The organism is Streptomyces sp. NPDC040622 (assembly GCF_055593965.1).
The window spans coordinates 432,181-452,760 of the sequence record NZ_JBVIXD010000004.1 but is presented as its reverse complement, the minus strand read 5'-3'; the positions used below and the strand labels follow the sequence as shown (position 1 = coordinate 452,760).

At 72.9% G+C, this 20,580-nt stretch carries 19 protein-coding genes; 7 read left to right on the top strand and 12 right to left on the bottom strand.

Annotated elements, in window-relative coordinates; genetic code table 11:
* Positions 1-10: 10 nt before the first annotated feature.
* The 3 genes from ACZ592_RS13700 to ACZ592_RS13690 all read left to right on the top strand — a co-directional run bounded on the left by ACZ592_RS13700 (position 11) and on the right by ACZ592_RS13690 (position 4,641).
* Positions 11-640, top strand: a complete 630-nt coding sequence (locus ACZ592_RS13700; protein ID WP_471581707.1) for a TetR/AcrR family transcriptional regulator — start codon at positions 11-13, stop codon at positions 638-640.
* Between the two features lie 46 nt (positions 641-686).
* Entirely contained in the window at positions 687-1,844 is a 1,158-nt protein-coding gene (locus ACZ592_RS13695) for an acetyl-CoA C-acetyltransferase (protein ID WP_471581706.1), read from the top strand.
* A gap of 148 nt (positions 1,845-1,992) precedes the next feature.
* On the top strand, positions 1,993-4,641 hold the full coding sequence (locus ACZ592_RS13690; RefSeq protein WP_471581705.1) for an ATP-binding protein: 2,649 nt from the start codon (positions 1,993-1,995) through the stop codon (positions 4,639-4,641).
* A 63-nt stretch (positions 4,642-4,704) separates the two neighbouring features.
* Here ACZ592_RS13690 and ACZ592_RS13685 read toward each other — a convergent pair whose 3' ends face one another.
* Genes ACZ592_RS13685 through ACZ592_RS13670 form a run of 4 tightly spaced genes read right to left on the bottom strand, consistent with a single transcriptional unit; the run spans position 4,705 to position 8,229 of the window.
* Positions 4,705-5,751: an NAD(P)H-dependent flavin oxidoreductase gene (locus ACZ592_RS13685; protein WP_471581928.1), complete on the bottom strand. Its 1,047-nt coding sequence runs from the start codon at positions 5,749-5,751 to the stop codon at positions 4,705-4,707.
* A 38-nt stretch (positions 5,752-5,789) separates the two neighbouring features.
* A complete protein-coding gene (locus tag ACZ592_RS13680) occupies positions 5,790-6,608 on the bottom strand; it encodes a CoA-transferase subunit beta (RefSeq protein WP_471581704.1) in 819 nt (272 codons plus the stop codon).
* The gene (locus tag ACZ592_RS13675; protein ID WP_471581703.1) at positions 6,605-7,477 is read right to left on the bottom strand and encodes a CoA transferase subunit A; all 873 of its coding nucleotides are present in this window, start codon (positions 7,475-7,477) and stop codon (positions 6,605-6,607) included. The genes ACZ592_RS13680 and ACZ592_RS13675 overlap by 4 nt, the downstream gene beginning before the upstream one ends.
* Positions 7,474-8,229 (bottom strand): enoyl-CoA hydratase family protein, encoded by a 756-nt coding sequence (locus ACZ592_RS13670; RefSeq protein WP_471581702.1) that lies wholly within the window; start codon positions 8,227-8,229, stop codon positions 7,474-7,476. The genes ACZ592_RS13675 and ACZ592_RS13670 overlap by 4 nt, the downstream gene beginning before the upstream one ends.
* A gap of 68 nt (positions 8,230-8,297) precedes the next feature.
* Here ACZ592_RS13670 and ACZ592_RS13665 point away from each other — a divergent pair, with 68 nt between their 5' ends.
* The 3 genes from ACZ592_RS13665 to ACZ592_RS13655 all read left to right on the top strand — a co-directional run bounded on the left by ACZ592_RS13665 (position 8,298) and on the right by ACZ592_RS13655 (position 10,928).
* A complete protein-coding gene (locus ACZ592_RS13665) occupies positions 8,298-9,062 on the top strand; it encodes an SDR family oxidoreductase (protein ID WP_471581701.1) in 765 nt (254 codons plus the stop codon).
* 21 nt (positions 9,063-9,083) lie between these two features.
* Positions 9,084-10,010 carry an SDR family oxidoreductase gene (locus ACZ592_RS13660; RefSeq protein WP_471581700.1) on the top strand — a complete coding sequence of 309 codons (927 nt, stop codon included), beginning with the start codon at positions 9,084-9,086 and terminating at the stop codon, positions 10,008-10,010.
* 165 nt (positions 10,011-10,175) lie between these two features.
* The gene (locus ACZ592_RS13655) at positions 10,176-10,928 is read left to right on the top strand and encodes a type 1 glutamine amidotransferase (protein WP_471581699.1); all 753 of its coding nucleotides are present in this window, start codon (positions 10,176-10,178) and stop codon (positions 10,926-10,928) included.
* A 9-nt stretch (positions 10,929-10,937) separates the two neighbouring features.
* On the opposite strand, the gene pcaDC is transcribed toward ACZ592_RS13655, so the two are convergent.
* The 6 genes from pcaDC to ACZ592_RS13625 all read right to left on the bottom strand — a co-directional run bounded on the left by pcaDC (position 10,938) and on the right by ACZ592_RS13625 (position 16,371).
* Positions 10,938-12,089, bottom strand: coding sequence for a bifunctional 3-oxoadipate enol-lactonase/4-carboxymuconolactone decarboxylase PcaDC (gene pcaDC, locus ACZ592_RS13650; protein ID WP_471581698.1), 1,152 nt, complete (start codon positions 12,087-12,089; stop codon positions 10,938-10,940).
* Positions 12,086-13,492, bottom strand: a complete 1,407-nt coding sequence (locus ACZ592_RS13645) for a lyase family protein (protein WP_471581697.1) — start codon at positions 13,490-13,492, stop codon at positions 12,086-12,088. The genes pcaDC and ACZ592_RS13645 overlap by 4 nt, the downstream gene beginning before the upstream one ends.
* The gene (pcaG, locus tag ACZ592_RS13640; protein WP_471581696.1) at positions 13,489-14,052 is read right to left on the bottom strand and encodes a protocatechuate 3,4-dioxygenase subunit alpha; all 564 of its coding nucleotides are present in this window, start codon (positions 14,050-14,052) and stop codon (positions 13,489-13,491) included. The genes ACZ592_RS13645 and pcaG overlap by 4 nt, the downstream gene beginning before the upstream one ends.
* Positions 14,052-14,777 carry a protocatechuate 3,4-dioxygenase subunit beta gene (gene pcaH, locus ACZ592_RS13635; protein WP_471581927.1) on the bottom strand — a complete coding sequence of 242 codons (726 nt, stop codon included), beginning with the start codon at positions 14,775-14,777 and terminating at the stop codon, positions 14,052-14,054. The genes pcaG and pcaH overlap by 1 nt, the downstream gene beginning before the upstream one ends.
* A 125-nt stretch (positions 14,778-14,902) precedes the next feature.
* Complete coding sequence (locus ACZ592_RS13630; RefSeq protein WP_471581695.1) at positions 14,903-15,550, bottom strand: CoA transferase subunit B; 648 nt, start codon at positions 15,548-15,550, stop codon at positions 14,903-14,905.
* Positions 15,550-16,371: a CoA transferase subunit A gene (locus ACZ592_RS13625; protein WP_471581694.1), complete on the bottom strand. Its 822-nt coding sequence runs from the start codon at positions 16,369-16,371 to the stop codon at positions 15,550-15,552. Before ACZ592_RS13625 ends, ACZ592_RS13630 begins: the two co-directional genes overlap by 1 nt.
* Before the next feature lie 173 nt (positions 16,372-16,544).
* Here ACZ592_RS13625 and ACZ592_RS13620 point away from each other — a divergent pair, with 173 nt between their 5' ends.
* Positions 16,545-17,033: a MarR family winged helix-turn-helix transcriptional regulator gene (locus tag ACZ592_RS13620; RefSeq protein WP_471581693.1), complete on the top strand. Its 489-nt coding sequence runs from the start codon at positions 16,545-16,547 to the stop codon at positions 17,031-17,033.
* 25 nt (positions 17,034-17,058) lie between these two features.
* Here ACZ592_RS13620 and ACZ592_RS13615 read toward each other — a convergent pair whose 3' ends face one another.
* Both ACZ592_RS13615 and ACZ592_RS13610 read right to left on the bottom strand, forming a co-directional pair.
* Positions 17,059-18,000 carry a DUF3048 domain-containing protein gene (locus tag ACZ592_RS13615; protein ID WP_471581692.1) on the bottom strand — a complete coding sequence of 314 codons (942 nt, stop codon included), beginning with the start codon at positions 17,998-18,000 and terminating at the stop codon, positions 17,059-17,061.
* A 74-nt stretch (positions 18,001-18,074) separates the two neighbouring features.
* Complete coding sequence (locus tag ACZ592_RS13610; protein WP_471581691.1) at positions 18,075-19,868, bottom strand: hydroxysqualene dehydroxylase; 1,794 nt, start codon at positions 19,866-19,868, stop codon at positions 18,075-18,077.
* Positions 19,869-20,580: the final 712 nt, after the last annotated feature.

The window sequence follows — 20,580 nt, the reverse complement described above, 5'->3', positions numbered from 1 at the left end:
GAATGACCGTGTGTCGAATCCGAAACAGCACACCAGCAAGAAGAAGGCCCAGGTGAGCCCCTCGCCGGAGCGGCGTCGCGAACTCCTCGGCATCGCCGCCGACGTCTTCGCCGAGCAGGGGTACAACGCCACCACGGTCCGCAAGATCGCCGATGCCGCGGGCATGCTCGCCGGCAGCCTCTACTACCACTTCGACTCCAAGGAGTCGATGCTCGAAGAGATCCTCCGCTCCTTCCTCACCGAGCTGTGGGACGGGTACGACACCGTGCTCCAGGCCCAGCTCGGCCCCCGCGAGACGCTCGAAGCCCTCGTCACCGAGTCCTTCCGGGAGATCGACCGGCACCGCGCCGCCGTCGCGATCTACCAGAAGGAGTCCAAGCACCTGGTCGCCCAGCAGCGCTTCCAGTACCTGTCGGACTCGCAGCAGCGCTTCGAGAAGGCCTGGCTCACCACGCTGGAACGGGGCGTCGCGGAAGGCGTCTTCCGCGACGACCTGGACGTCCGGCTCGCCTACCGCTTCGTGCGCGACACCGTCTGGGTCGCCGCGTCCTGGTACCGCCCCGGCGGCGGCCACAGCCCCGAGGAGATCGCCCGTCAGTACCTGTCGATGGTCCTGGACGGCATCTCCGTACGCACGTAGCCGTCGCGCCGTCGCACGGCGCCCCACGACCGAGGAGTACGCAGTCATGGCCGAGGCCTACATCGTCGAAGCGGTCCGCACCCCCGTCGGCAGGCGCAAGGGAGGGCTCTCCCAGGTCCACCCCGCCGACCTGGGGGCCCACGTCCTCACGGCGCTCGTCGAGCGCACCGGCGTCGACCCCGCCGCCGTCGAGGACGTCGTCTTCGGCTGCCTGGACACGGTCGGACCACAGGCCGGCGACATCGCCCGCACCAGCTGGCTGGCGGCCGGACTCCCCGAAGAAGTGCCCGGCGTGACCATCGACCGGCAGTGCGGATCGTCCCAGCAGGCCGTCCACTTCGCGGCGCAGGGCGTCCTCTCCGGCACCCAGGACCTCGTCGTCGCCGGCGGCACGCAGAACATGTCGATGATCCCCATCGCCTTCGCCTCCCGCCAGGCCGCCGAACCCCTCGGCCTCACCGAGGGTCCGTACGCGGGCAGCCAGGGCTGGCGCGCCCGCTACGGCGACCTGCCCGTGAACCAGTTCCACGGTGCCCAGTTGATCGCCGAGAAGTGGGGGATATCCCGCCGCGACATGGAGGAGTTCGCGCTCCGCTCGCACCGGCGGGCGGTCCGTGCCATCGACGAGGGCCGCTTCGACCGCGAACTGACCGCCTACGGCGAGGTCACCACCGACGAGGGGCCGCGGCGCGACACGACTCTGGAGAAGATGGCGGGCCTGCGGCCCGTTCTCGACGACGGCACGATCACCGCCGCCTGCTCCTCACAGGTCTCCGACGGCGCCGCGGCGCTGCTCATCGCGAGCGAACGGGCCGTGCGGGAACACGGGTTGACGCCCCGGGCCCGCATCCACCATCTCTCCGTACGGGGCGAGGACCCCATCCGGATGCTCTCCGCGCCGATCCCCGCCACGGCGTACGCCCTCAAGAAGACCGGCATGAGCATGGACGACATCGACCTCGTCGAGATCAACGAGGCCTTCGCCCCCGTCGTCCTCGCCTGGCTGAAGGAGACCGGCACGGACCCGGAGAAGGTCAACGTCAACGGCGGCGCGATCGCACTCGGCCACCCCCTCGGCGCGACCGGCGTCAAGCTGATGACGACCCTCCTGCACGAACTGGAGCGCACCGGCGGCCGGTTCGGACTCCAGACCATGTGCGAAGGCGGCGGCCAGGCCAACGTGACCATCGTCGAACGCCTCTGAGCGTCCCGCGGGCCGCCGCGGCCGTCCGCGATGTGGACTCTTCCTCACCCCTTGCGGGAGTACCTGCCCGGACCGCGCACCATCACGGCTCCGACCCGGCTAGTCTCGACTTCTGTACGTCGATTGAGCGATCCCGGGAGGTAGCGCGATGACACAGGGACGGCCCGGAGGATCCGCCTGGGCCCCGCTGTGGGAGCGCGACGTCGAACTCGCCGCGGCGGCCCAGGCCGTCGAGCAGCTCTGCGCGGACTCGACGACCGCGGGCGGCCTGATCGCGTTCAGCGGTGAGGCGGGCATCGGCAAGACGGCGCTCCTCGCCGAAGTGCGCCGCGTCGCGGAGGGCCGCGCCACGGTCTGGTCCGCCCGCGGCGGCGAGACGGTCACCTCCGTCCCCTTCAACGTCGTACGCCAACTCCTGCAGCCCGCCCTCGTCCACCTCACCCCCGACGAGGCCCGCGACTACTTCGGCGACTGCTACGACATCGCGGGACCCGCGCTCGGCATAGCCGAGCCCGGCGGGCGGCAGGCCGACCCGCAGGGCGTCTGTGACGGCCTGGTCGAGGCGGTCTCCCGGCTGGCCCGACTGCACTGGCCGCTCGTCCTCCTCATCGACGACGTCCACTGGGCCGACCAGGAAACGCTGCACTGGCTCGCCACGTTCGCCCGGCGCCTGGACGAACTGCCCGTCCTCGTCGTGCTCGCCCGCAGGCCCGGCGAGGCCTCCGGCGACAGCGCCCGCCATCTGGCGACGGTCGCCGCCGAGGCCCGCTCGTTCACCACCCTGCGCGCCCTCACCCCGGACGCCGCCGCGGGCCTGACCCGCGCCACCCTCGGCGAGCACGCCGACGCCCCGTTCTGCCGCGAGGTCTGGGCGGTCACCGGCGGCAATCCGTACGAGTCCGTCGAACTGCTCGCCAAAGTGCAGGACAGCGACCTCGAACCGGTGGAGGGCTCCGCCGACGAACTGCGCGCCCTCAACCGCTCGGCACGCGGCCGCGGCCTCGTCGCCCGTCTCGAAGGCCTCGGTACCGACGCCACCCGCTTCGCCTGGGCCGCCGCCATCCTCGGCAGCGCCATCTCCGTCGACCTGGCCGCCTCACTGGCCGGCATGGCACCCGACAACGCCGAGCGCTGCGCGGAGCGCCTGTGCACGGCGCGCATCCTGCTCAGCGGCGACGAGGGCCTGGAGTTCGTCCACCCGCTGATCGCCAGTACGGTCTACCGCTCCATCCCGTCGGCCACCCGCACCGCGATGCACGGCCAGGCCGCCTCCGTCGTCACCCACTCCGGCCTCGGCGCCGCGGCCGCCTCCCGGCACCTCCTGGAGGTCCACCCGGACGACGACCCCGAACTGGTGGAGCAGCTGCGCCAGGCCGCCGCCGAACACCTCGCCGTGGGCGCGCCCGACGCGGCCCGCCGGTGCCTGGAGCGGGCCCTGCGCGAACCGCCGCTGCCCGAGATCCACGCGCGCGTGCGCTACGAACTGGGCTGTGCCACCCTCCTGACCTCGCCCGTCACCACCATCGGGCACCTGCGCGACGCGCTGTCCATGCGCGGCCTCGACCAAGAGCTGCGCGTCGACGCGGTCTGCCGTCTCTCCCAGGCCCTCGTCCACAACGACCAGCTGGAGGAGGGCCTGCGGGCCGTCGCCGAGGAGGCGAGCCGGCTCGAACCGGGACCCGCGCGGCTGCGCCTGCAGGCCGTGCACTACATGTGGGAGGGCATCCACGCGGGCGAGGAGGACTCGCCGGGACGCTCGCGGCGGCTCGCCACACTCGCAGGTCCGCTCAGGGGCCGCGACAACGCCGAGCGCGCCCTGCTCATCCTGCGTGCCTTCGACGCCATGACCCGCGGTGAGAGCGCCGAACTCGTCGTCGAGCTCTGCGACCGCGCCCTCGTCAACGGCCGCCTCGCACCCGGACTCGGCTGGACCGACCCCGAGTGGAGCTTCGAACTGCGCCTGATGCTGGGCGGTTCGTACGCCTTCTCGGACCGACTCGACCGCGCGGAGAGCCTGTTCACCGAGGCCGTGCGGGCGTACGAGACGGCGGGCTGGAGCGGCGGGCACCTCGCCCTCTCGCACGCCTTCCTCGGCTACGTGTACCGCAGGCGCGGACGGCTCACCGACGCCGAGCGCTCGCTGCGCGAGAGCCTGCGCCTGGCGGACCGCGTCGGGCAGGGCCTGCCGATGCACTGGGAGGCGGCCAGCATGCTCATCGACACGCTCCTGGCGCGCGGCCACGTCGAGGAGGCGGGTGCCGTCGCCGACCGGTACGGTTTCGCGCCGCCCTCCGCCTCCACGATCTACGTCCCGGACGCGCCGTCCGTCCGCGGCAGGCTCCTGCTGGCCCTCGGGCGCACGGAGGACGGGCTGAACGAACTGGAGGCCACCGCGAAGGCGTTGACCGCCCGCGGCCAGTACAACACCGTCCTCGCGCCGTGGGCGTACGACCTCGCCCGCGCCCTGGCCCACGAGGACCCCGACCGGGCGGCGCACCTTGTCTCGGACGCCCGCATGCAGGCCGAGCGGTTCGGCACGGACACCGCGATCGGCGAGGCCCTGCGGTGCGCGGCCGCGCTGGAGACCGGATCGCGCTCGGTCGCCCTGTACCGGCAGGCGGCCGGCTATCTGGAGGCCTCGCCCTGCGCGTACGAACACGCGGTGGCCCGCGTCGAGTACGGCATCGCCGCGGACTCGGCCGCGGAGCTGGAGCGCGGCCTGACGCTGGCACGGACGTGCGGGGCGGACGGTCTGGCCGACCGGGCGCTGGACCACCTCTCACTCGTCCGGCGCTGACGGCCGGGGCCGCGGTTCAGGGCTGAGGCGCGGGGTGGTGGGAGGTTCGGCGGAGCGGCGGTTTCAGAGCGGTTTGAGGCGGTCCACCGTCTCGCCCGCCTCCACCATCACCCGCTCCACCAGCTCCGCGCACGAGGGCAGGTCCTCGATCAGCCCCGCTATCTGGCCCGAAGCCATCACGCCCGCCTCCGGACGGCCGTCCACCATCGCCGACTTGAGCATCATGGGCGTGTTCGCCGCGAGGAGGACCTGGCTCCAGGTGAGGTCCTTGCCGTGCCGCATCGCGAGGCCGTCGCGGGCCATCGCACGCCACCCCATCCCGGAGACCTTCCGGAACTCCGCCGCGTGCCGCACCGCACGCGCCAGCGAGGCCAGCCGGCCCGACCTCTCCAGGCCCGCCACCAGCTCCGTGCGCAGCATCCGGTGCGGGAGACCGTCCACGCGCGTGGTGACCGTGACGTCCTTGACGGTGGCGGCCAGATAGCGGGCCTTGACCGCGTCCGGCACCGTCGAGTCCGAGGTGAGCAGGAAGCGGGTGCCCATGGCCACGCCCGCGGCGCCGTAGGCGAGCGCCGCGACGAGGCCCCGTCCGTCGTAGAAGCCGCCCGCCGCGATCACGGGGATGTCCACCGCGTCGACGACCTGCGGGAGCAGCACGGTCGTGGCGACCTCACCGGTGTGGCCGCCGCCCTCGCCGCCCTGCACGATCACGGCGTCCGCGCCCCACGCGGCGACCTTCTCGGCGTGCCTGCGGGCGCCGATCGAGGGGATGACGACCACGCCCGCGTCCTTGAGCTCGGCGATCAGCTCCTTGGAGGGTGCGAGAGCGAACGACGCGACGCGCACGCCCTCCTCGACGATGACCCGGACGCGGTCCCGCGCGTCGCCCGCGTCGGCCCGCAGATTGACGCCGAAGGGCGCGTCCGTACGGGACGTGACCTCGCGGACGGCGCCGCGCAGCTGCTCGACCGTCATGGTCGCGGAGGCGAGGATCCCGAGGGCCCCCGCGTTCGCCGTCGCGGAGACCAGACGGGGGCCCGCCACCCAGCCCATGCCGGTCTGCACGATCGGATGCCGGACGCCGACCAGCTCCGTCAGCGCGGTCTCCAGGGTGGGGACCCCGGGCAGCGGCGGGGGCGGTGCCCCGGTCACGGACGCACCTCGCGGTCGCGCAGACCCCGGGGGTCCACCACGTCCCGGATCAGCCGCAATTCCTCGGCGGTCGGCTCGCGCGTGCAGGCGACGTCGTCCGGCACGACGAGGGCGAACCCGGTGGCCTCGCGGACCTGGTCGAGGCTGACGCCGGGGTGCAGGGAGACCAGGCGCATCGCGTGACCGGGCGTCGCGAAGTCGAAGACGCCGAGATCGGAGACGACCCGGCGCAGGTCGTGGAAGCGGGTCGCGGAGGGCCCCGCCGCTGCCGCGCTGTCGTACCCGACGCCGCTGATCATGTCGACCTTCTCCACGAACACCCGCGTCGAATGCCGTGGGATCCAGTAACTCACCGGGTTGTTCAGTGTGTTGACCGGGGCGCCGCGCACTCCCAGGAGCTGGCGCTTGGGCCGTTCCCAGGTGCCGATGCACGAGATGTTCTGGTTGCCGAAGCGGTCGATCTGGCTCGCGCCCATCATCACGTGGCGTCGGCCGCCCATCACCATCGTCAGGTGCCTGCGGTACGGCAGCCATCCCTCGGTCACCGCCGACGCGGAGCCGACCGCGGGGACGTCGCCGATGAGCAGGGCCTCGCCGTCCGTGAGCAGCAGTTCGGGGGAGAAGGTCAGCTTGGCGAGGCGGGCCGCGACGGACGGGATCGTGCCCATGGGGGAGGCGAGGATCTCGCCGCTGTCCCGCCAGGCCTCCGCACAGGCGATCACACAGTACTCGGCGCGGGTGGGGGCCGCCGGGGTCGCCGAGGGGGTCTCGGCGGGCTCGTCCGTCGTCTTCGCCACGGGGGAGTGCCGCGTCATCGCTGCTCCTTGTGCCAGGTCTGGACGGCCAGGTGGTAGTCCTGCTCGGTGCCGTCGAGGAAACGACTCCGGAAGGCGTCCCAGGCCCCGGCGTCGGCCGCCGCTGTGACATAGGCCTGCTGGAAGGGCTCGTCGCGGCCGTAGTCGGGCACGCAGGACGTGAAGTGGGCGCCCTTGGGCGTCTCGGTCACGCCGGTCACCGCGTGCCGGGAGACGAGCATCGTCTGGGGCGCCGCGTGCGCGGTGAGTTCGGCGGAGTCGACGATGCGCTCGCACGAGACGTACGCGGTGTCGGCGGCCTCGCAGAACAGGTCGTCGAAGTAGGGGTCGGGGCCGAGGTACTGGCCGTTGCCGTAGCGGTCGGCGCGGTTCATGTGGACCAGGGCCGCGTCCATCCGCAGCCCGGGCACGGCGACGAGTTCCTCGCCGTCCTCGTAGGGCGAAGTGACCGTGCGCAGATGCGGGTTGACCCGCAGTACGTCCGAGCCGAGGCCCGCGCGGATCGGCAGGAACGGCAGCCGCTGGGCGCCCGCGGTCAGCCCCTGCATGAACATCGCCTCGTCCAGCTCGACGAGTTCGAAGGCGCCCCGCTCGCGTGCCGCCCGGAAATGCGGCTCCAGGGGAATGGAGTCGAGGGTCGTGAACGCCGTGACCAGCTTGCGGATCCGGCCCGCGGCGGCCAGCAGGCCGATGTCCGGGCCGCCGTACGAGACGACGGTCAGGTCCCGCACGTCGGAGCGCAGCAGCGCGCGCACCAGCGCCATCGGCTTGCGGCGCGAGCCCCAGCCGCCGATGCCGAGCGTCATCCCGCTGGTCAGGCGCCCCACGATCTCGTCGGGCGTCATCCTCTTGTCGGTCCGCTCGCTCATGCCCCGCCCTCCCCTTGCGTCCCGAAGTCCTCACGGATGCGGTCGGCCAGGCCGCTCAGGTTCGCCTCGAAGGTGAAGCCCTGCTCGAAGCGGTAGCTGCGGTGCACGTCCACGGGGTCGATGCCGTTGATCGCGGCTTTCGCGAAGCGCAGCAGGGTGCCGTCCTTGCGGGCGATCTCCCGCGCCAGTTCCAGGGCGGCCTCGCGCAGTTCCGCGCGCGGGACGACCCGCCACACCGAGCCGTGCGCGTGCAGCTCGGCGGCGGTGGCGGTCCGCGAGGTGTAGTACAGGGCGCGCATCAGGTGCTGCGGCACGAGGCGGGCCAGATGCGTGGCCGCGCCGAGCGCTCCCCGGTCCAGCTCGGGCAGGCCGAAGGTGGCGTCGTCGCCGGCCACGATCGCGTCCGCGTTCCCCACGAGGCCTATGCCGCCGCCCAGGCAGAAGCCGTGCACGGCGGCGACGACGGGCACCTCGCACTCGTACACGGCCGAGAACGCGGCGTAGCACCCGCGGTTGGCGCCGATCAGCGCGGTGTGGCCGGTGTCGCGCTGCATCTCCTTGATGTCCACGCCCGCGTTGAACCCCCGGCCCTCGGCGGCCAGGACGACGCAGCGCGTCCCGGGGTCACGCCCGGCGGCGAGCACGGCGTCGGCCAGGTCGTACCAACCCTGTACGGGAAGGGCGTTGACGGGTGGGTAGTCGACGGTGACGACGGCCACGCCCTTGTCCGGGACGGAGGTGGAGACAGACATCAGAGGATCCGCTACCTTTCGACCACACGCCTTCAACCAAACATTTGTTAGTTGGAAAGGTAGCAGCGATGACTGACACACGACAGGTGGTCGTCGTGACCGGCGGCACCCGCGGCGTCGGTGCCGGAATCGCCCGGAGCTTCCTCGCCGCGGGGGCGCGCGTCGTCATCTGCGCCCGCAGAGAGCCGGACGAGCCCGTCGAAGAGGCGGGTGAGAGCGCCGAGTTCAGGCCCCTCGACCTGCGGGACGCGGCGGCGGCCGAGGCCTTCTTCGCCGAAGTGGCCGCGGACCACGGCGCGGTGGACGCCCTCGTGAACAACGCGGGCGGCACCCCGTTCGGGCTGCTCGCGGCATCCTCCCCGGCCCGGCAGGCCAAGATCGTCGAGCTGAACCTGCTGGCCCCGCTGTACGCCTCCCTCGCCGCGCACAAGGTGATGCGGGGTCAGGGTGCGGGCGGCAGCATCACGATGATCGGCAGCGTCAGCGGGACCCGGCCCTCACCCGGCAGCGGAGCCTACGGATCCGCGAAGGCGGGCCTGGAGAACCTCGCGGGGACCATGGCGGTGGAATGGGCCCCCGCCGTACGCGTCAACACGGTCGTCCTCGGCCTCGCCCGCACCGAGAGCGCCGACCTCCACTACGGCGACGAGGAGGGCATCGCGCGCGTCGCCCGCACCGTCCCGCTGGGCCGTCTCGCCGACCCCTCCGACGTCGGCGACGCCTGTGTGTTCCTCGCCTCCGACCGCGCCCGGTACATCAGCGGCGCCGCGCTCCACCTGCACGGCGGCGGCGAACGCCCCGCGTTCCTGGCCGAGGCGTCCGTCAACCACTGAACGCACCCGAGGAGTTCTGCCATGACGTCAGCTGCCAAGTCCGGGCTCTGCGAGGGCCGCGTCGTGATCGTCACCGGCGCGGGCCGGGGCCTGGGCAGCGCCCACGCGCGCGCGTACGCGGCCGAAGGGGCCCGCGTCGTCGTCAACGACCTCGGTGTCGGGCCCGACGGATCGGGAAACTCCGGCGGGCCCGCCCACGAGGTCGTCGAGGAGATCCGCGCGGCGGGTGGCGACGCCGTCGCGCACGGCGGCGACATCGCGACGTCCGAGGGTGCCGCGTCCCTGGTGCGCACCGCCCTCGACACGTACGGCCGCCTCGACACCCTCGTCAACAACGCGGGCTTCCTGCGTGACCGGATGCTGGTCAACCTCGACGAGGACGACTGGGACGCCGTGATGCGCGTCCACCTCAAGGGGCACTTCCTTCCCCTCAAGCACGCGGGCGCACACTGGCGTGCGGAGGCGAAGGCCGGTCGCGCCGTGCACGCGTGCGTGGTCAACACCAGCTCCGGCGCCGGCCTGCTGGGCAGCGTGGGACAGGGCAACTACAGCGCCGCCAAGGCCGGCATCCTGGGCCTCACCCTGGTCGCCGCCGCCGAACTGGGCTCCTACGGAGTGCGTGTGAACGCCATCGCGCCCGCCGCCCGGACCCGGATGACCGAGCGGACCTTCGCCGACACGATGGCCGCCCCCGAGGACGGCGCCTTCGACGCGATGGCTCCTGAGAACGTGTCCCCGCTCGTCGTCTGGCTCGGCTCCCCGGGCTCCGCCGGGGTCACGGGCCGGGTCTTCGAGGCCGAGGCGGGCCGCATCACCGTCGTGGAGGGCTGGCGCCCCGGCCCCACCGCGGACAAGGGCGCCCGCTGGTCCCCCGCGGAGGCGGGCGACACGGCACGGAAACTGCTCGCCGAAGCCGAGGCGCCGCAGCCGGTGTACGGGGCGCGCTGACGGGGGGGCGAGGGGTGAGGGGTGAGGGTCCGCTGTCGCCGACGGTGTGCGCCCATTCGGTCTCCGTGGGCGTGGTCAGGGCCTCTGAGCTGCCACGTTAGGGTGGAAGCCCGTTTCACCGCGTCCCTTTGACGCCTCACGCCCAGCCTCCGAGGAGAGCTCTCCATGCCCGCGCGTACCGTCCTGATCCTCCAGCACGTCGAGGTCGAGAGGCCCGGGCTGATCCTGGACGCGCTGGCCGGCAGCGGGCTCGACGTCGACGTGCGGATGCTGCCCGACGGGCCGGGCGTCTCGGCGGGCGAGCTGCCCGCCGCGGCCGACCTGGCGGGGCTCGTCGTCATGGGCGGACCCATGAACGCCGACGACCTGGCGGGGCACCCCGGCCTGAAGCTGGAGCGGGACCTCCTGGTCGAGGCGCTGCGGGACGAGGTCCCCACGCTGGGCGTCTGTCTCGGCGCCCAGCTCCTCGCCCGCGCGCAGGGCCTGGCCGTCCGGCCCGGTGCCGAGCTCGGACAGGCCGACGAGATCGGCTGGTCCCCGCTGCACGACGTGGACCGGCACGACCCGGTCGTCGGACCCCTGGCCGACGCGCCCGCCGTGCTCCACTGGCACGGCGACCGCATCGTGCCCGGGCCCGGCACCCGCGTCCTGGCCCGCACCGCCACCACCGAGTGCCAGGCGTTCCGTGCGGGGCCTGCCGCCTGGGGGCTGCAGTTCCATCTGGAGGTCACGCCCGGTCTCCTGGACGACTGGCTCGCCGAGCCCTCCTTCGCCACCGAGGCGGCGCGGGCCCTCGGCCCCGGCGCCGTGGACCGCCTGCGGGCCGACGCCCGCGCCGTGGCCCCGGACCTGCGGCCGCTGGCCGAGCGGAGCCTCGCCCACCTGCGCTCCCTGTGCACGGCCCGCGCCGAGCTGTAGACCTCGACGTCACTGCGCCCCCGCGCCCTTCCCGCCCCCCTCCTCCGCGAGCACGCGCTGCGCCACCGCGAACGCAGCGTTGGCCGCGGGCACCCCGCAGTAGACGGCGCTCTGCAGCAGCACCGCGCCGATCTCCTCGGCTGTGAGACCGATCCCGCGGGCGGCACGGACGTGCATCGCCAGCTCGTCGAGGTGGCCGTGGGCGACCAGCGCGGTCATCGTGATCATGCTGCGCTCGCGGCGCGCCAGCGTGGGGTCGGTCCAGATCTCGCCCCACGCGTAGCGCGAGACGAAGTCCTGGAACCGGGCCGTGAACGCGGTCGTGTTCGCCTGCGCGCGGTCCACGTGCGCGTCTCCGAGCACCGCGCGCCGCACGGCCGCTCCGCCCCTCGGCGCGCCCTCGAAGTGGCCGCGCAGGGCCGTCACGACGGCGTCGGGCCGCTCGGCGGGGGCCAGGTGCGAGGCGCCCGAGAGTTCCATGAGGGAGGCACTTGGCACGGCGTCGGCGATCTCGCGCGCGTGGGCCGGCGGCGTCGCGGGGTCCGCACGCCCGGCGACGACCAGAGTCGGCACACGGATCGACGCCAGCGTTTCGCGCAGGTCGTACGCGGCCAGGGCGTCGCAGCACGCGGCGTACGCGCCCGGGTCGGCCGACCGCAGGTCCGCCACGAGGGCGGGCACGGTGAACCCCGGCGTGAACCACCGTCCCGGCGCCGACTCCGCGAGCCCCGCCAGGCCCTCCCGGCGCACCAGCGCGGCCCGCTCCCGCCATGCCCGCGCGCCCCCGAAGTGCGCCGACGAGCAGATCACAGCGAGGCTCGTGACGCGTTCGGGGTGCCGGGCCGCCAACTGCAGCCCCACCGCGCCGCCGAGCGAGACCCCCGCGTACGCGAAGCGGTCGATGCCGAGCGAGTCGGCGAGCGCGAGGACGAGTCCGGCGAGGTCGGCGACCGTCGCGCCGGGCCCGATCAGGTCGGCGGGGGAGCGGCCGTGGCCCGGCAGGTCCCAGCGCACGACCCGGTGCGCGGTGGCGAGCTCGGGCGCCACGGCGTCCCACAGGGCGGCGGAGGTGCCCAGGGAGGGGCCGAGGAGGAGCGGGGGCGCGGTGCCCGCTCCCTCGACGGTGTGGTGCGGCAGCCCGCCGCTCGGTTCGATGGTCAACGTCGCTCCAGGGCACGGTCGGTGAGAGCACCGGCGTAACCGGTGTAGTGCGTGGGGTCGGTGAGCTCGGTCAGGTCGACATCCTTGAGAAGGGGCTCATCGCCCAGGACCTCCGCGAGCGTCCGTCCCTCGTCGTGGGTGCGCCGGGCCGCCCGGGTCAGCAGTTCCCTGGCCCTGGCCTGCCCGAGCAGCGGCGTGAGCTCGGCCGTCAGCCGCTCGGAGACGATCAGCCCGCCGGTCAGATACAGGTGGGCGCGCATCGTCCCGGGGTGCACGCGCAGCCCCTCGGCGAGCTCCGCCGCGTCCCGGGCCGCGCCGCCGGCCAGCCGCAGCAGGTCGCGCAGCGGCTCCCACTCGGCGTGCCAGGCCCCCGCGGGCCGCTCGTCCCCCGCGGTCAGCGAGCCGTACAGGGTCGCCGCGAGGGCGGGCGCCCGATGCGCGGCCGCGGCGATGAGGGTGGCGCGCACGGGGTTGGCCTTGTGCGGCATGGCGGAGGACCCGCCGCCCGCGCCCTCGGACACCTCGGCGATCTCCGTCCGGGAGAGGGTCAGCACATCGGTCGCCGCCTTGCCGAGGGCGCCCGTGGTGAGGGCGAGGGCGGAGGCGAGGTCGGCCAGGGGCGTACGGAGGGCGTGCCAGGGCAGCGGTGGCGCGCTCAGGCCGAGTTCGCGGGCGAAGGCGCCGACCAGAGAAGCTCCGGCCTGGCCCAGCGGGTCCCCGGCCGGCCTCTGCGATGCCTGGGCCGGCACCGGCGACTCCCCGCCGTCTCTCGCGGGCCCACTCGCCGGCACGCTCTCCTCGTACACGCGGAAGGCCGCCAACGTACCCGCCGCACCCCCCAGTTGCGCCGGCAGGCTCCCGCGCACCCCCGCCACCCGGTCCCGGGCGTCGAGGACCAGGGAACGCCAGCCCGCCGCCTTCAGACCGAACGTCGTGGGAACCGCGTGCTGGGTGAGGGTGCGGCCCGGCATCACGGTGTCCCGGTGTGCCGAGGCCAGCCGGGCGAGGGCACGCTCGGTGCGGGCCAGGTCCGTGAGGATCAGGTCCAGCGCACGCGCCGACAGCAGCATCAGGGCCGAGTCCAGGATGTCCTGGCTGGTCGCGCCCCGGTGGACGTAGGGCGCGGCTCCGGCGGGCACCGCCGCCGTCAGATCCGCCACCAGCGGGATCACCGGATTTCCGCCGTCCCGCGCGCGGAGCGCGATGTCCCGCGCGTCGAACCGGTCGACGTCCGCGGCGGCTTCGGTCACGGCCGACGCGGCCTCCACGGGCGCCAGGCCCACCGCCGCCTGCGCCCGGGCCAGTGCGGCCTCCACGGTCAGCAGGGCTGCCAGGAAGGCGCCGTCGGAGGTCGCCGCTGCGGCCGGGGAGCCCGCCGAGCCGGGTGCGAACAGGCCGCTCACGCGGGCCCCACAGGGAACTCCAGGAAGACCGTCTCGTCCTCCCCCTGGAGGTGGATGTCGAACCGGTACGTGCGCGGGGCCTCGCCCCGGGCGACGAGCGTGGCGCGCCGCTCCGCGTCCAGGGAGCCGAGCAGCGCGTCGCCGGGCTCGTCCACCAAGTACGCGCGCGTGTACAGGTGGTGCAGCAGCCCGCGGGCGAAGACGGCGAGCGAGATGTACGAGACGCCGCCCGGCGGCAGCGTCCGCACCGCCCAGTGCCCGTCCGCGTCGGTCGGGACGCGGCCGAACCCGGTGAACGCGACACCGTCGCGCCCCACGAGCCGTCCCGAGACGGGATCGGTCCGCAGCGAGCCGGGCGTCCCCGCGCGCGTGCCGTCCGGTGCGGGCTGCCAGGTCTCTATCAGGGCGTCCGGCACCGGCTGCCCGGCGCCGTCGAGCACGTACCCGTGCAGGGTGATGGCGTCCGGATCCCCGGTGGGCGCCACGTCGCCGCCGCGCGGGAAGGGCAGCGCGTACCCGTAGAAGGGGCCGACGGTCTGGGAGGGCGTGGGAGCGTGCATCAGTGCTGGTCACCTTCCTCGAAGAGCGTGGCGGACGGGCCGTCGAGGACGATGTCCCAGCGGTGGCCGAGCGACCACTCGGGGACGGACAGGTCGTGGTCGTACGCGCAGACGAGGCGCTGCCGCGCCGACTCGTCGGTCACCGAGCGAAGCACCGGGTCGTACGGGAAGAGCGGGTCGCCGGGGAAGTACATCTGCGTCACGAGCCGCTGGGCGAACGCCGTCCCGAAGAGCGAGAAGTGCAGGTGCGCGGGGCGCCAGGCGTTGACGTGGTTGCGCCACGGATAGGCGCCCGGCTTGATGGTCGTGAACGAGTAGGTGCCGTCGTCGTCGGTCAGGCAGCGGCCGAAGCCCGTGAAGTTCGGGTCGAGGGGCGCCGGGTGCCGGTCGAGCTGATGGGCGTACCGCCCCGATGCGTTGGCCTGCCACAGCTCGACCAGCTGGCCGCGCACGGGACGTCCCAGGCGGTCGAGGACCCGGCCGCTCACCGTGATCCGCTCGCCCAGCGGCTCGCCCGGGTGCTGCCGCGTCAGGTCGCGGTCCAGGTCGGTCACGTCGGTGACACCGAACGCAGGACCGCTCAGCTCCACCGCCTCCGGGTCACGCAGCGGCACCAAGGGGCGCTTGGGGTGGCGGAAGTGGCTGCTGCGGTAGGGCGGGTAGTCGCGCGGCGGATGGTGCGCGCCGGCCGAGGCATCCCGTGCCTTGGCGACCTCGTCGTCCATCGCGTCCTGGCTGAGCCCCTCGGGCAGGGGCTGGGTGAGGAGAGGCATCTCTTGTGGCTCCCTACGTGGCGGAATGCGGGGTGCGGTGTGAGGCGGGGTCCGGGGGGAGGGAGGCGGCAGCGGTGTCACGACGGGAAGCCTTCCGGGACGTGGACCTCGGCGGCGGTCTTCGCGGTGATCTCGCCGACGGTGACGCCCGGCGCCGTCTCGACCAGCTCCAGGCCGTGGCCGGTCACTTCGAGGACACCCAGGTCGGTGATGATCCGGTCGACGCAGCCCTGGCCGGTCAGCGGGAGCGCGCACTCGTCGAGGATCTTCGCCGAGCCGTCCTTCGCGGTGTGCGTCATGACGACGACGACCGTGCGGGCGCCGTGCACGAGGTCCATCGCCCCGCCGATCCCGGTGATCATCTTTCCGGGGATCGCCCAGTTGGCGAGGTCCCCGCGCGCGGAGACCTGCATCGCGCCCAGGACAGCGACGTCGACGTGGCCGCCGCGGATCATCCCGAAGGAGAGGGCCGAGTCGAAGAAGGAGGCGCCGGGCAGCACGGTCACGGACTCCTTGCCCGCGTTGATGAGATCGGGGTCGACCTCTGCCTCCGTGGGATAGGGACCCACTCCCAGGATGCCGTTCTCCGACTCCAGGATGACTTCCACGCCCGGCGGCAGATGGTTGGGGATGAGCGTGGGCAGGCCGATGCCGAGGTTCACGTACTGGCCGTCGCGGAGGTCACGGGCGGCGCGGGCGGCCATCTCCTCGCGGGTCCAGGCCATCAGCGGTCCACCGCCGCCGGTACCGAGGCCGTCGAGGACAGGGAGGCGGACACGGAAGCGGCGGCGGGAGCTGAGACGGTGCGTCGCTCGATGCCCTTGTCGGCGGCCTGTTCCGGAGTGAGCTCCACCACCCGCTGCACGAAAATGCCCGGCAGGTGCACCGCGTCCGGGTCGATCTCGCCCGGCTCCACCAGTTCCTCCACCTCCGCGACGGTCACCCGTCCCGCCATCGCCGCGAGCGGGTTGAAGTTGCGGGAGGACTTGGTGAAGACGAGGTTGCCGTGCCGGTCGCCCTTGACCGCCCGCACCAGCGCGTAGTCGGTGCGGATGCCGCGCTCAAGGACGTACGAGGAGCCGTCGAAGTCGCGTACTTCTTTGGGAGGGGACGCGAGCGCGACCTCGCCGTCGCCGTCGTAGCGCCAGGGGATTCCGCCCTCGGCGACCTGCGTACCCACTCCGGCCGGGGTGTAGAAGGCGGGGATGCCCGCGCCACCCGCCCGCAGCCGTTCGGCGAGTGTGCCCTGCGGGATCATCTCGACCTCCAGTTCGCCGCCCAGGTACTGCCGGGCGAACTCCTTGTTGGCGCCGATGTAGGAGCCGGTCACGCGGGCGATGCGGCCCGCCGTCAGGAGCACCGCGAGGCCCGAGTCCAGTGCCCCGCAGTTGTTGGACACCACCTTCAGGTCCGTGACCCCGGACGTGTGCAGCGCGCGGATCAGCTCGTTCGGCACGCCGCTCAGGCCGAAGCCGCCGACCGCGACCGATGCCCCGTCGCGGACATCGGCCACCGCCTCCGCAGCCGTGGCCACCACCTTGTCCATCCGCTCAGCCCCCTCTCTTCCCCGGCCTGCCCCGACCAATTAATCAGGGCACTGACTATTGCGGCGAGGATAGGAGGGCGCGAACTACCTGACAAGGGCTGGACTGTTGGGAGGCACCAGCAGGTATCGTTCAGTGCACCGATGAATGACGTCGCTGACCGAAGGAGGGGCCCATGGCCGCGGTGGACCTTGCCACCCACCCCGGGCATCTGGCCCGGCGGCTGCAGCAGGCGCACCACCTCCTGTGGAACACGATGGTGTCCGAGGAGATCACGTCGCCGCAGTTCGCCGTCCTCAACGCCCTCGTCGCCGAACCCGGCCTCGACCAGCGCACCGTGGGGGAGCGGGTGGGCCTCGACCGGTCCACCATCGCCGAGGTCGTGGCCCGGCTCATCCGCAGGGAGTTGCTCGACAAGGTGCGGGACCCGCAGGACGGCCGCCGCTGTCTGCTGCGCCTGACCGACGAGGGCCGGCGCACCCACCGTCGGCTGACCGTGCGGACCGCCCGGATGAACCAGGTGCTCCTCGCGCCGCTCTCCACCGCGGAGCAGTCCGTCTTCCTCGACCTGATCCAGCGGGTCGCGGACGCGGCGGAAGGCCTGCGCAATCCGGCGGAACCGGCCGCCGCGTCCGCCGCTGCCGTCCCGGCGACCACGGACTGAGGGCAGCGCCGCCACCACCGGGCGCTCACGCCTTCGCGTACACGACCCACACCTGCCCCTTCGCGAACGGCAGCCGCGCGCCGTCGGCCGTCGTGAACTCCGTGCCGTCCTGCGCCGATGAGCGCTTCCACCGTGCCTTGTAGGCCCGGCCGTCGCGCAGCACGCTCGCGGAGCCCTCGCCGACCGTCTGGGTGAACGGCGTGACGTTGCCGCCGCGGTCGTGGAAGCGCGACTGGCGCACCTTCACGTACTGCACGACGACCGTCGACGCGCTGAGCTCCTTGCCGCCGGACGTCCGCGCCCGCTCGCCGTCCATGGCGATGCGCCACCGTCCCTCGTACTCCACCCAGTCGAAGGTGAAGCGGGCCGCGGGAAAGCGGACGGTGCGCCGGGTCTGCGGCGTGCCGCCCTTGGGGCGCGGCCCGAACCGGAAGCCGGTGCTCTCCAGGGAGCCCGCGCCCGGAGCGGCCTTCAGGGCCGCCGGGCGCAGGAAGAGATTGTGCGGCGCCGGCTTGCCGCCGCCCCGGTAGTAGGCGCCGACGGGCGCCTTGCCCGGCGGCAGGGCCCGCACGGGCGCGTCGGCGATCAGCGGCAGGAGCTTGGACTGCGCTCCGGAGAACGCGAGCGCGGGCCGGTCGAACTGGCGCAGGAGTTCGAGGTCCGTCTCGCGCGCGCTGCGCACGGGCCCGACGACGGACGGCAGCCGGGAGGCGTACACCGCCATGAGGCGGCTGAGTCCCGCCTCCACCTGTTCCACATAGACGACGTCCGCGGCGTCGAGGCCGGTCTGCGGTCGTGCCGGGCCGACGTTGTCGATCTTCACGGCGAGTACCTTGCCGCCGCCCCTGTCCGACCCCGGTCCCCCGTTCGCCCCGGAGGGCTCGATGGTGCAGCCGGACGCCAGGGCGGCGAGTGCGATCGCCACCGCCGCCCCGGTCCGTATGCGCGTCCGCGTCCGCCGTGTCATGCGGAAGTCCTACCCCGCCTCGCGCGGAAGTCCTCCCCCTTGCGAGCCCGTTCGCGCTCCCTCGCCCCGGATCGTCAGCCCAGATCGAGGGCGTTGCGCAGGCCGAGCCGGTAGCGGGTGCGGTCGTGGCGCTTGAGTGTCTCGATCGCCGGTACACGGTGCAGCGGTGTCACCGTGCAGGGCTTCTGGTCCGAACCCGCCTGCTTCAGGAGGGCGTTGACCGCCTGGCGGGCGGACGCGTTGGCGCCCTCCATGGTCGCCAGGTCGATGTCCACGGAGACGTAGTCGCCCGAGAGGAACAGGTTCGGGATCTTGGTCGCGGCCGAGGGGCGGTTGTGGAACGTGCCCACCGGGTGGATGAGAAGCTGGTCCTCGTTGGTGGGGTTCGGTGTGCCGAGCCCGTCGACGCCCGGGTCGAGGAACCACGAGTGCAGCTTGCTGTCGCTCAGGACCGTCTTGCCGGTGTCGTTGAGGGCGGCCTTGAGCTGCGCCCACACCTCCTTGGCGACCTCCTCGCGGGTGCACTGCTTGGCGGTCTTGCCGTACAGGATCCCCGGCTTGTCCCATTCGGAGATGTCCACCGACAGGCAGTCGACCGCCACGCCGTCGCCGTAGTCGGCCGGGAAGTCGCGTGCGGGCCAGTGCCCCGCCTGCGCGATGCCGGTGAGCGACCAGGGCGAGTCGATGAGGTTGAAGTGGCCCTTCACGACGGCGGGCCGCTCCGTCAGATAGAACTGGATGCCCGTCATCCAGTCCGTCTCCAGCTTGTCGCAGCGCGCCAACTGCGGGTCGGCGGCCCGCATGGCGGCGCTCCAGGTCCTGCGCGCGTGCTCCACCGGCATGGCCTGGACGTAGTGGTCGGCTGTGATGTCGCGCCGTACGCCGTCGGGGTCCTCGATGACGGTCTTGGTGATGCGGCCGTCCCCGAACGCCAGCTCGCGCACGGTCCAGCCGATGCGGAACTCGACGCCGAGCGCACGGAGATGGCTGACCCAGGGGTCGATCCACGCCTCGTTCGTCGGCGCGTTCAGGATCCGGTCGGGCGGGCCGTCCGCGCCCTGGCCGAGGGCGTTGAGGACGAAGGCCTCGCCGAGGGTGCCGACGGTGCGGGTGCTCGCCTCCTCGGCCTTCGTCGCCACGATGTTGCGGGTGACGCCGATGACGAGGATGCGCTGGTAGTCCTTCGACATCTCGTCGGCGCGGGTGAACTGCCACCAGGGCGTCGACTCCCAGTCGTCGTCCCGTCGTTCGTCGCAGCTGGTCAGGAAGACCAGGGCGCGGTTCACGAAGTACGCGGCCTCGTGGGCCGGCAGGTTGAACGCGGTGTCGAGCAGCGCGGCCAGCGCCCGCGCGATGTCGTCGAGGGTGAGCTTCTCCGGCTCGCTGCCCGGCCACGGGATCGGCATCCGGATGTCTTCGCGGCCGGTGCGCGCGAACATCATCTCGCGGGGCGCGACCAGGTTGTCCCACACGCCGTTGGCGTTCCCGGGGAAGGGGATGCGGCGCATCGTGTCCGGGAGGTTGTGGTAAATGCCCGGGATGAAGCGGAAGCCGTGCTCGCCGGGCAGCGGCTTGCGGCTGCCCTTCGCGCTGCCCGGCACGTCCATGCTGCGGGCCTTGCCGCCGAGTTCCCTGCGCTCGTACACCGTTACCGCGAAGCCGCGCTCGGCCAGCTCGTGGGCGGCGGTCAGCCCGGCGACACCGCCCCCGAGCACGGCCACGGACTGCTTCGCCCGCGGCGCGTCCGGCACGGCCGCCGCGGCGGGCAACGCTCCCGCGCCCACCCCCAGCGCGGCCGCCCCGCCCACCGCCGCGGCCCCCGCCACGAACCCCCGCCGCGTACTTCCGTCGGCACCGCTGTGCCCCATGTCCCGCCCCCATTACCGTCGGTAACTGCGTGTCAGGCGCAGGAGCTTACGGTCGTGCCCAAAGGGGTGGAAGGTGCGGGGGAGTCGCATCGAACAATGGCGTGATTGTGGTGGGGCGGGGTGGGGGGCGGGGTGCGTGGGGCGGACGACCGCCGGACCCCCGTACCGCGATCTCCGCGATCTCCGCGAGGTGCGGGCGGTCGTACGGTTCGTGGCTCAGCGTTCGGTCGACCATCACCCCGAACGCGCCGGGCAGGGGCTGACCGTGACCGTCCTTCTTGCCGCCGCGAACGTCGTAGCTTTCTACGAAATCCTCCCTGGGGTGAAAGCCCGGCCCGGCTTACGCAAGAACCCTTAAGAAATGGACGTTTCGGTCGCCTGCGGTTGCCCATTCTTTCAATCCCCTCCCGTCGGGCGAGAGTTGGGCAATGTGGAGGTAAAGCGGCTTGGCGGCCGGGGTGACGCGTCTACCCCTCCTGTTTGCACGAAGCCCCGCGATGAACCCCTCTCGTTACGGTTTTGCAATCGAGTACTTGATCCCAAAATGTCTAGTTTGGGGGATTGTTGGGCTGTTCTAATGAACTAGCCGCTCAAGAGGGGATTTGAGTCGGGGAGCTTTGTGCTGCCCAACTGGGGGAGATGCGGCTCTTCATGGCGATTTATCGCATTTCGAGTGGGGGTTGATTCAGCTGCGGTGATCCTGGCGTCTGCC

What these genes read in the sequence shown, in the direction of transcription:
- ACZ592_RS13695 (WP_471581706.1), top strand. Translation starts at nt 687, where the DNA reads ATGGCCGAGGCCTACATCGTCGAAGCGGTCCGCACCCCCGTCGGCAGG.
- ACZ592_RS13690 (WP_471581705.1), top strand. Translation starts at nt 1,993, where the DNA reads ATGACACAGGGACGGCCCGGAGGATCCGCCTGGGCCCCGCTGTGGGAG.
- ACZ592_RS13680 (WP_471581704.1), bottom strand. Translation starts at nt 6,608, where the DNA reads ATGACGCGGCACTCCCCCGTGGCGAAGACGACGGACGAGCCCGCCGAG.
- ACZ592_RS13675 (WP_471581703.1), bottom strand. Translation starts at nt 7,477, where the DNA reads ATGAGCGAGCGGACCGACAAGAGGATGACGCCCGACGAGATCGTGGGG.
- ACZ592_RS13670 (WP_471581702.1), bottom strand. Translation starts at nt 8,229, where the DNA reads ATGTCTGTCTCCACCTCCGTCCCGGACAAGGGCGTGGCCGTCGTCACC.
- ACZ592_RS13665 (WP_471581701.1), top strand. Translation starts at nt 8,298, where the DNA reads ATGACTGACACACGACAGGTGGTCGTCGTGACCGGCGGCACCCGCGGC.
- ACZ592_RS13660 (WP_471581700.1), top strand. Translation starts at nt 9,084, where the DNA reads ATGACGTCAGCTGCCAAGTCCGGGCTCTGCGAGGGCCGCGTCGTGATC.
- ACZ592_RS13655 (WP_471581699.1), top strand. Translation starts at nt 10,176, where the DNA reads ATGCCCGCGCGTACCGTCCTGATCCTCCAGCACGTCGAGGTCGAGAGG.
- pcaG (WP_471581696.1), bottom strand. Translation starts at nt 14,052, where the DNA reads ATGCACGCTCCCACGCCCTCCCAGACCGTCGGCCCCTTCTACGGGTAC.
- pcaH (WP_471581927.1), bottom strand. Translation starts at nt 14,777, where the DNA reads ATGGACGACGAGGTCGCCAAGGCACGGGATGCCTCGGCCGGCGCGCAC.
- ACZ592_RS13630 (WP_471581695.1), bottom strand. Translation starts at nt 15,550, where the DNA reads ATGGCCTGGACCCGCGAGGAGATGGCCGCCCGCGCCGCCCGTGACCTC.
- ACZ592_RS13625 (WP_471581694.1), bottom strand. Translation starts at nt 16,371, where the DNA reads ATGGACAAGGTGGTGGCCACGGCTGCGGAGGCGGTGGCCGATGTCCGC.
- ACZ592_RS13620 (WP_471581693.1), top strand. Translation starts at nt 16,545, where the DNA reads ATGGCCGCGGTGGACCTTGCCACCCACCCCGGGCATCTGGCCCGGCGG.
- ACZ592_RS13615 (WP_471581692.1), bottom strand. Translation starts at nt 18,000, where the DNA reads ATGACACGGCGGACGCGGACGCGCATACGGACCGGGGCGGCGGTGGCG.
- ACZ592_RS13610 (WP_471581691.1), bottom strand. Translation starts at nt 19,868, where the DNA reads ATGGGGCACAGCGGTGCCGACGGAAGTACGCGGCGGGGGTTCGTGGCG.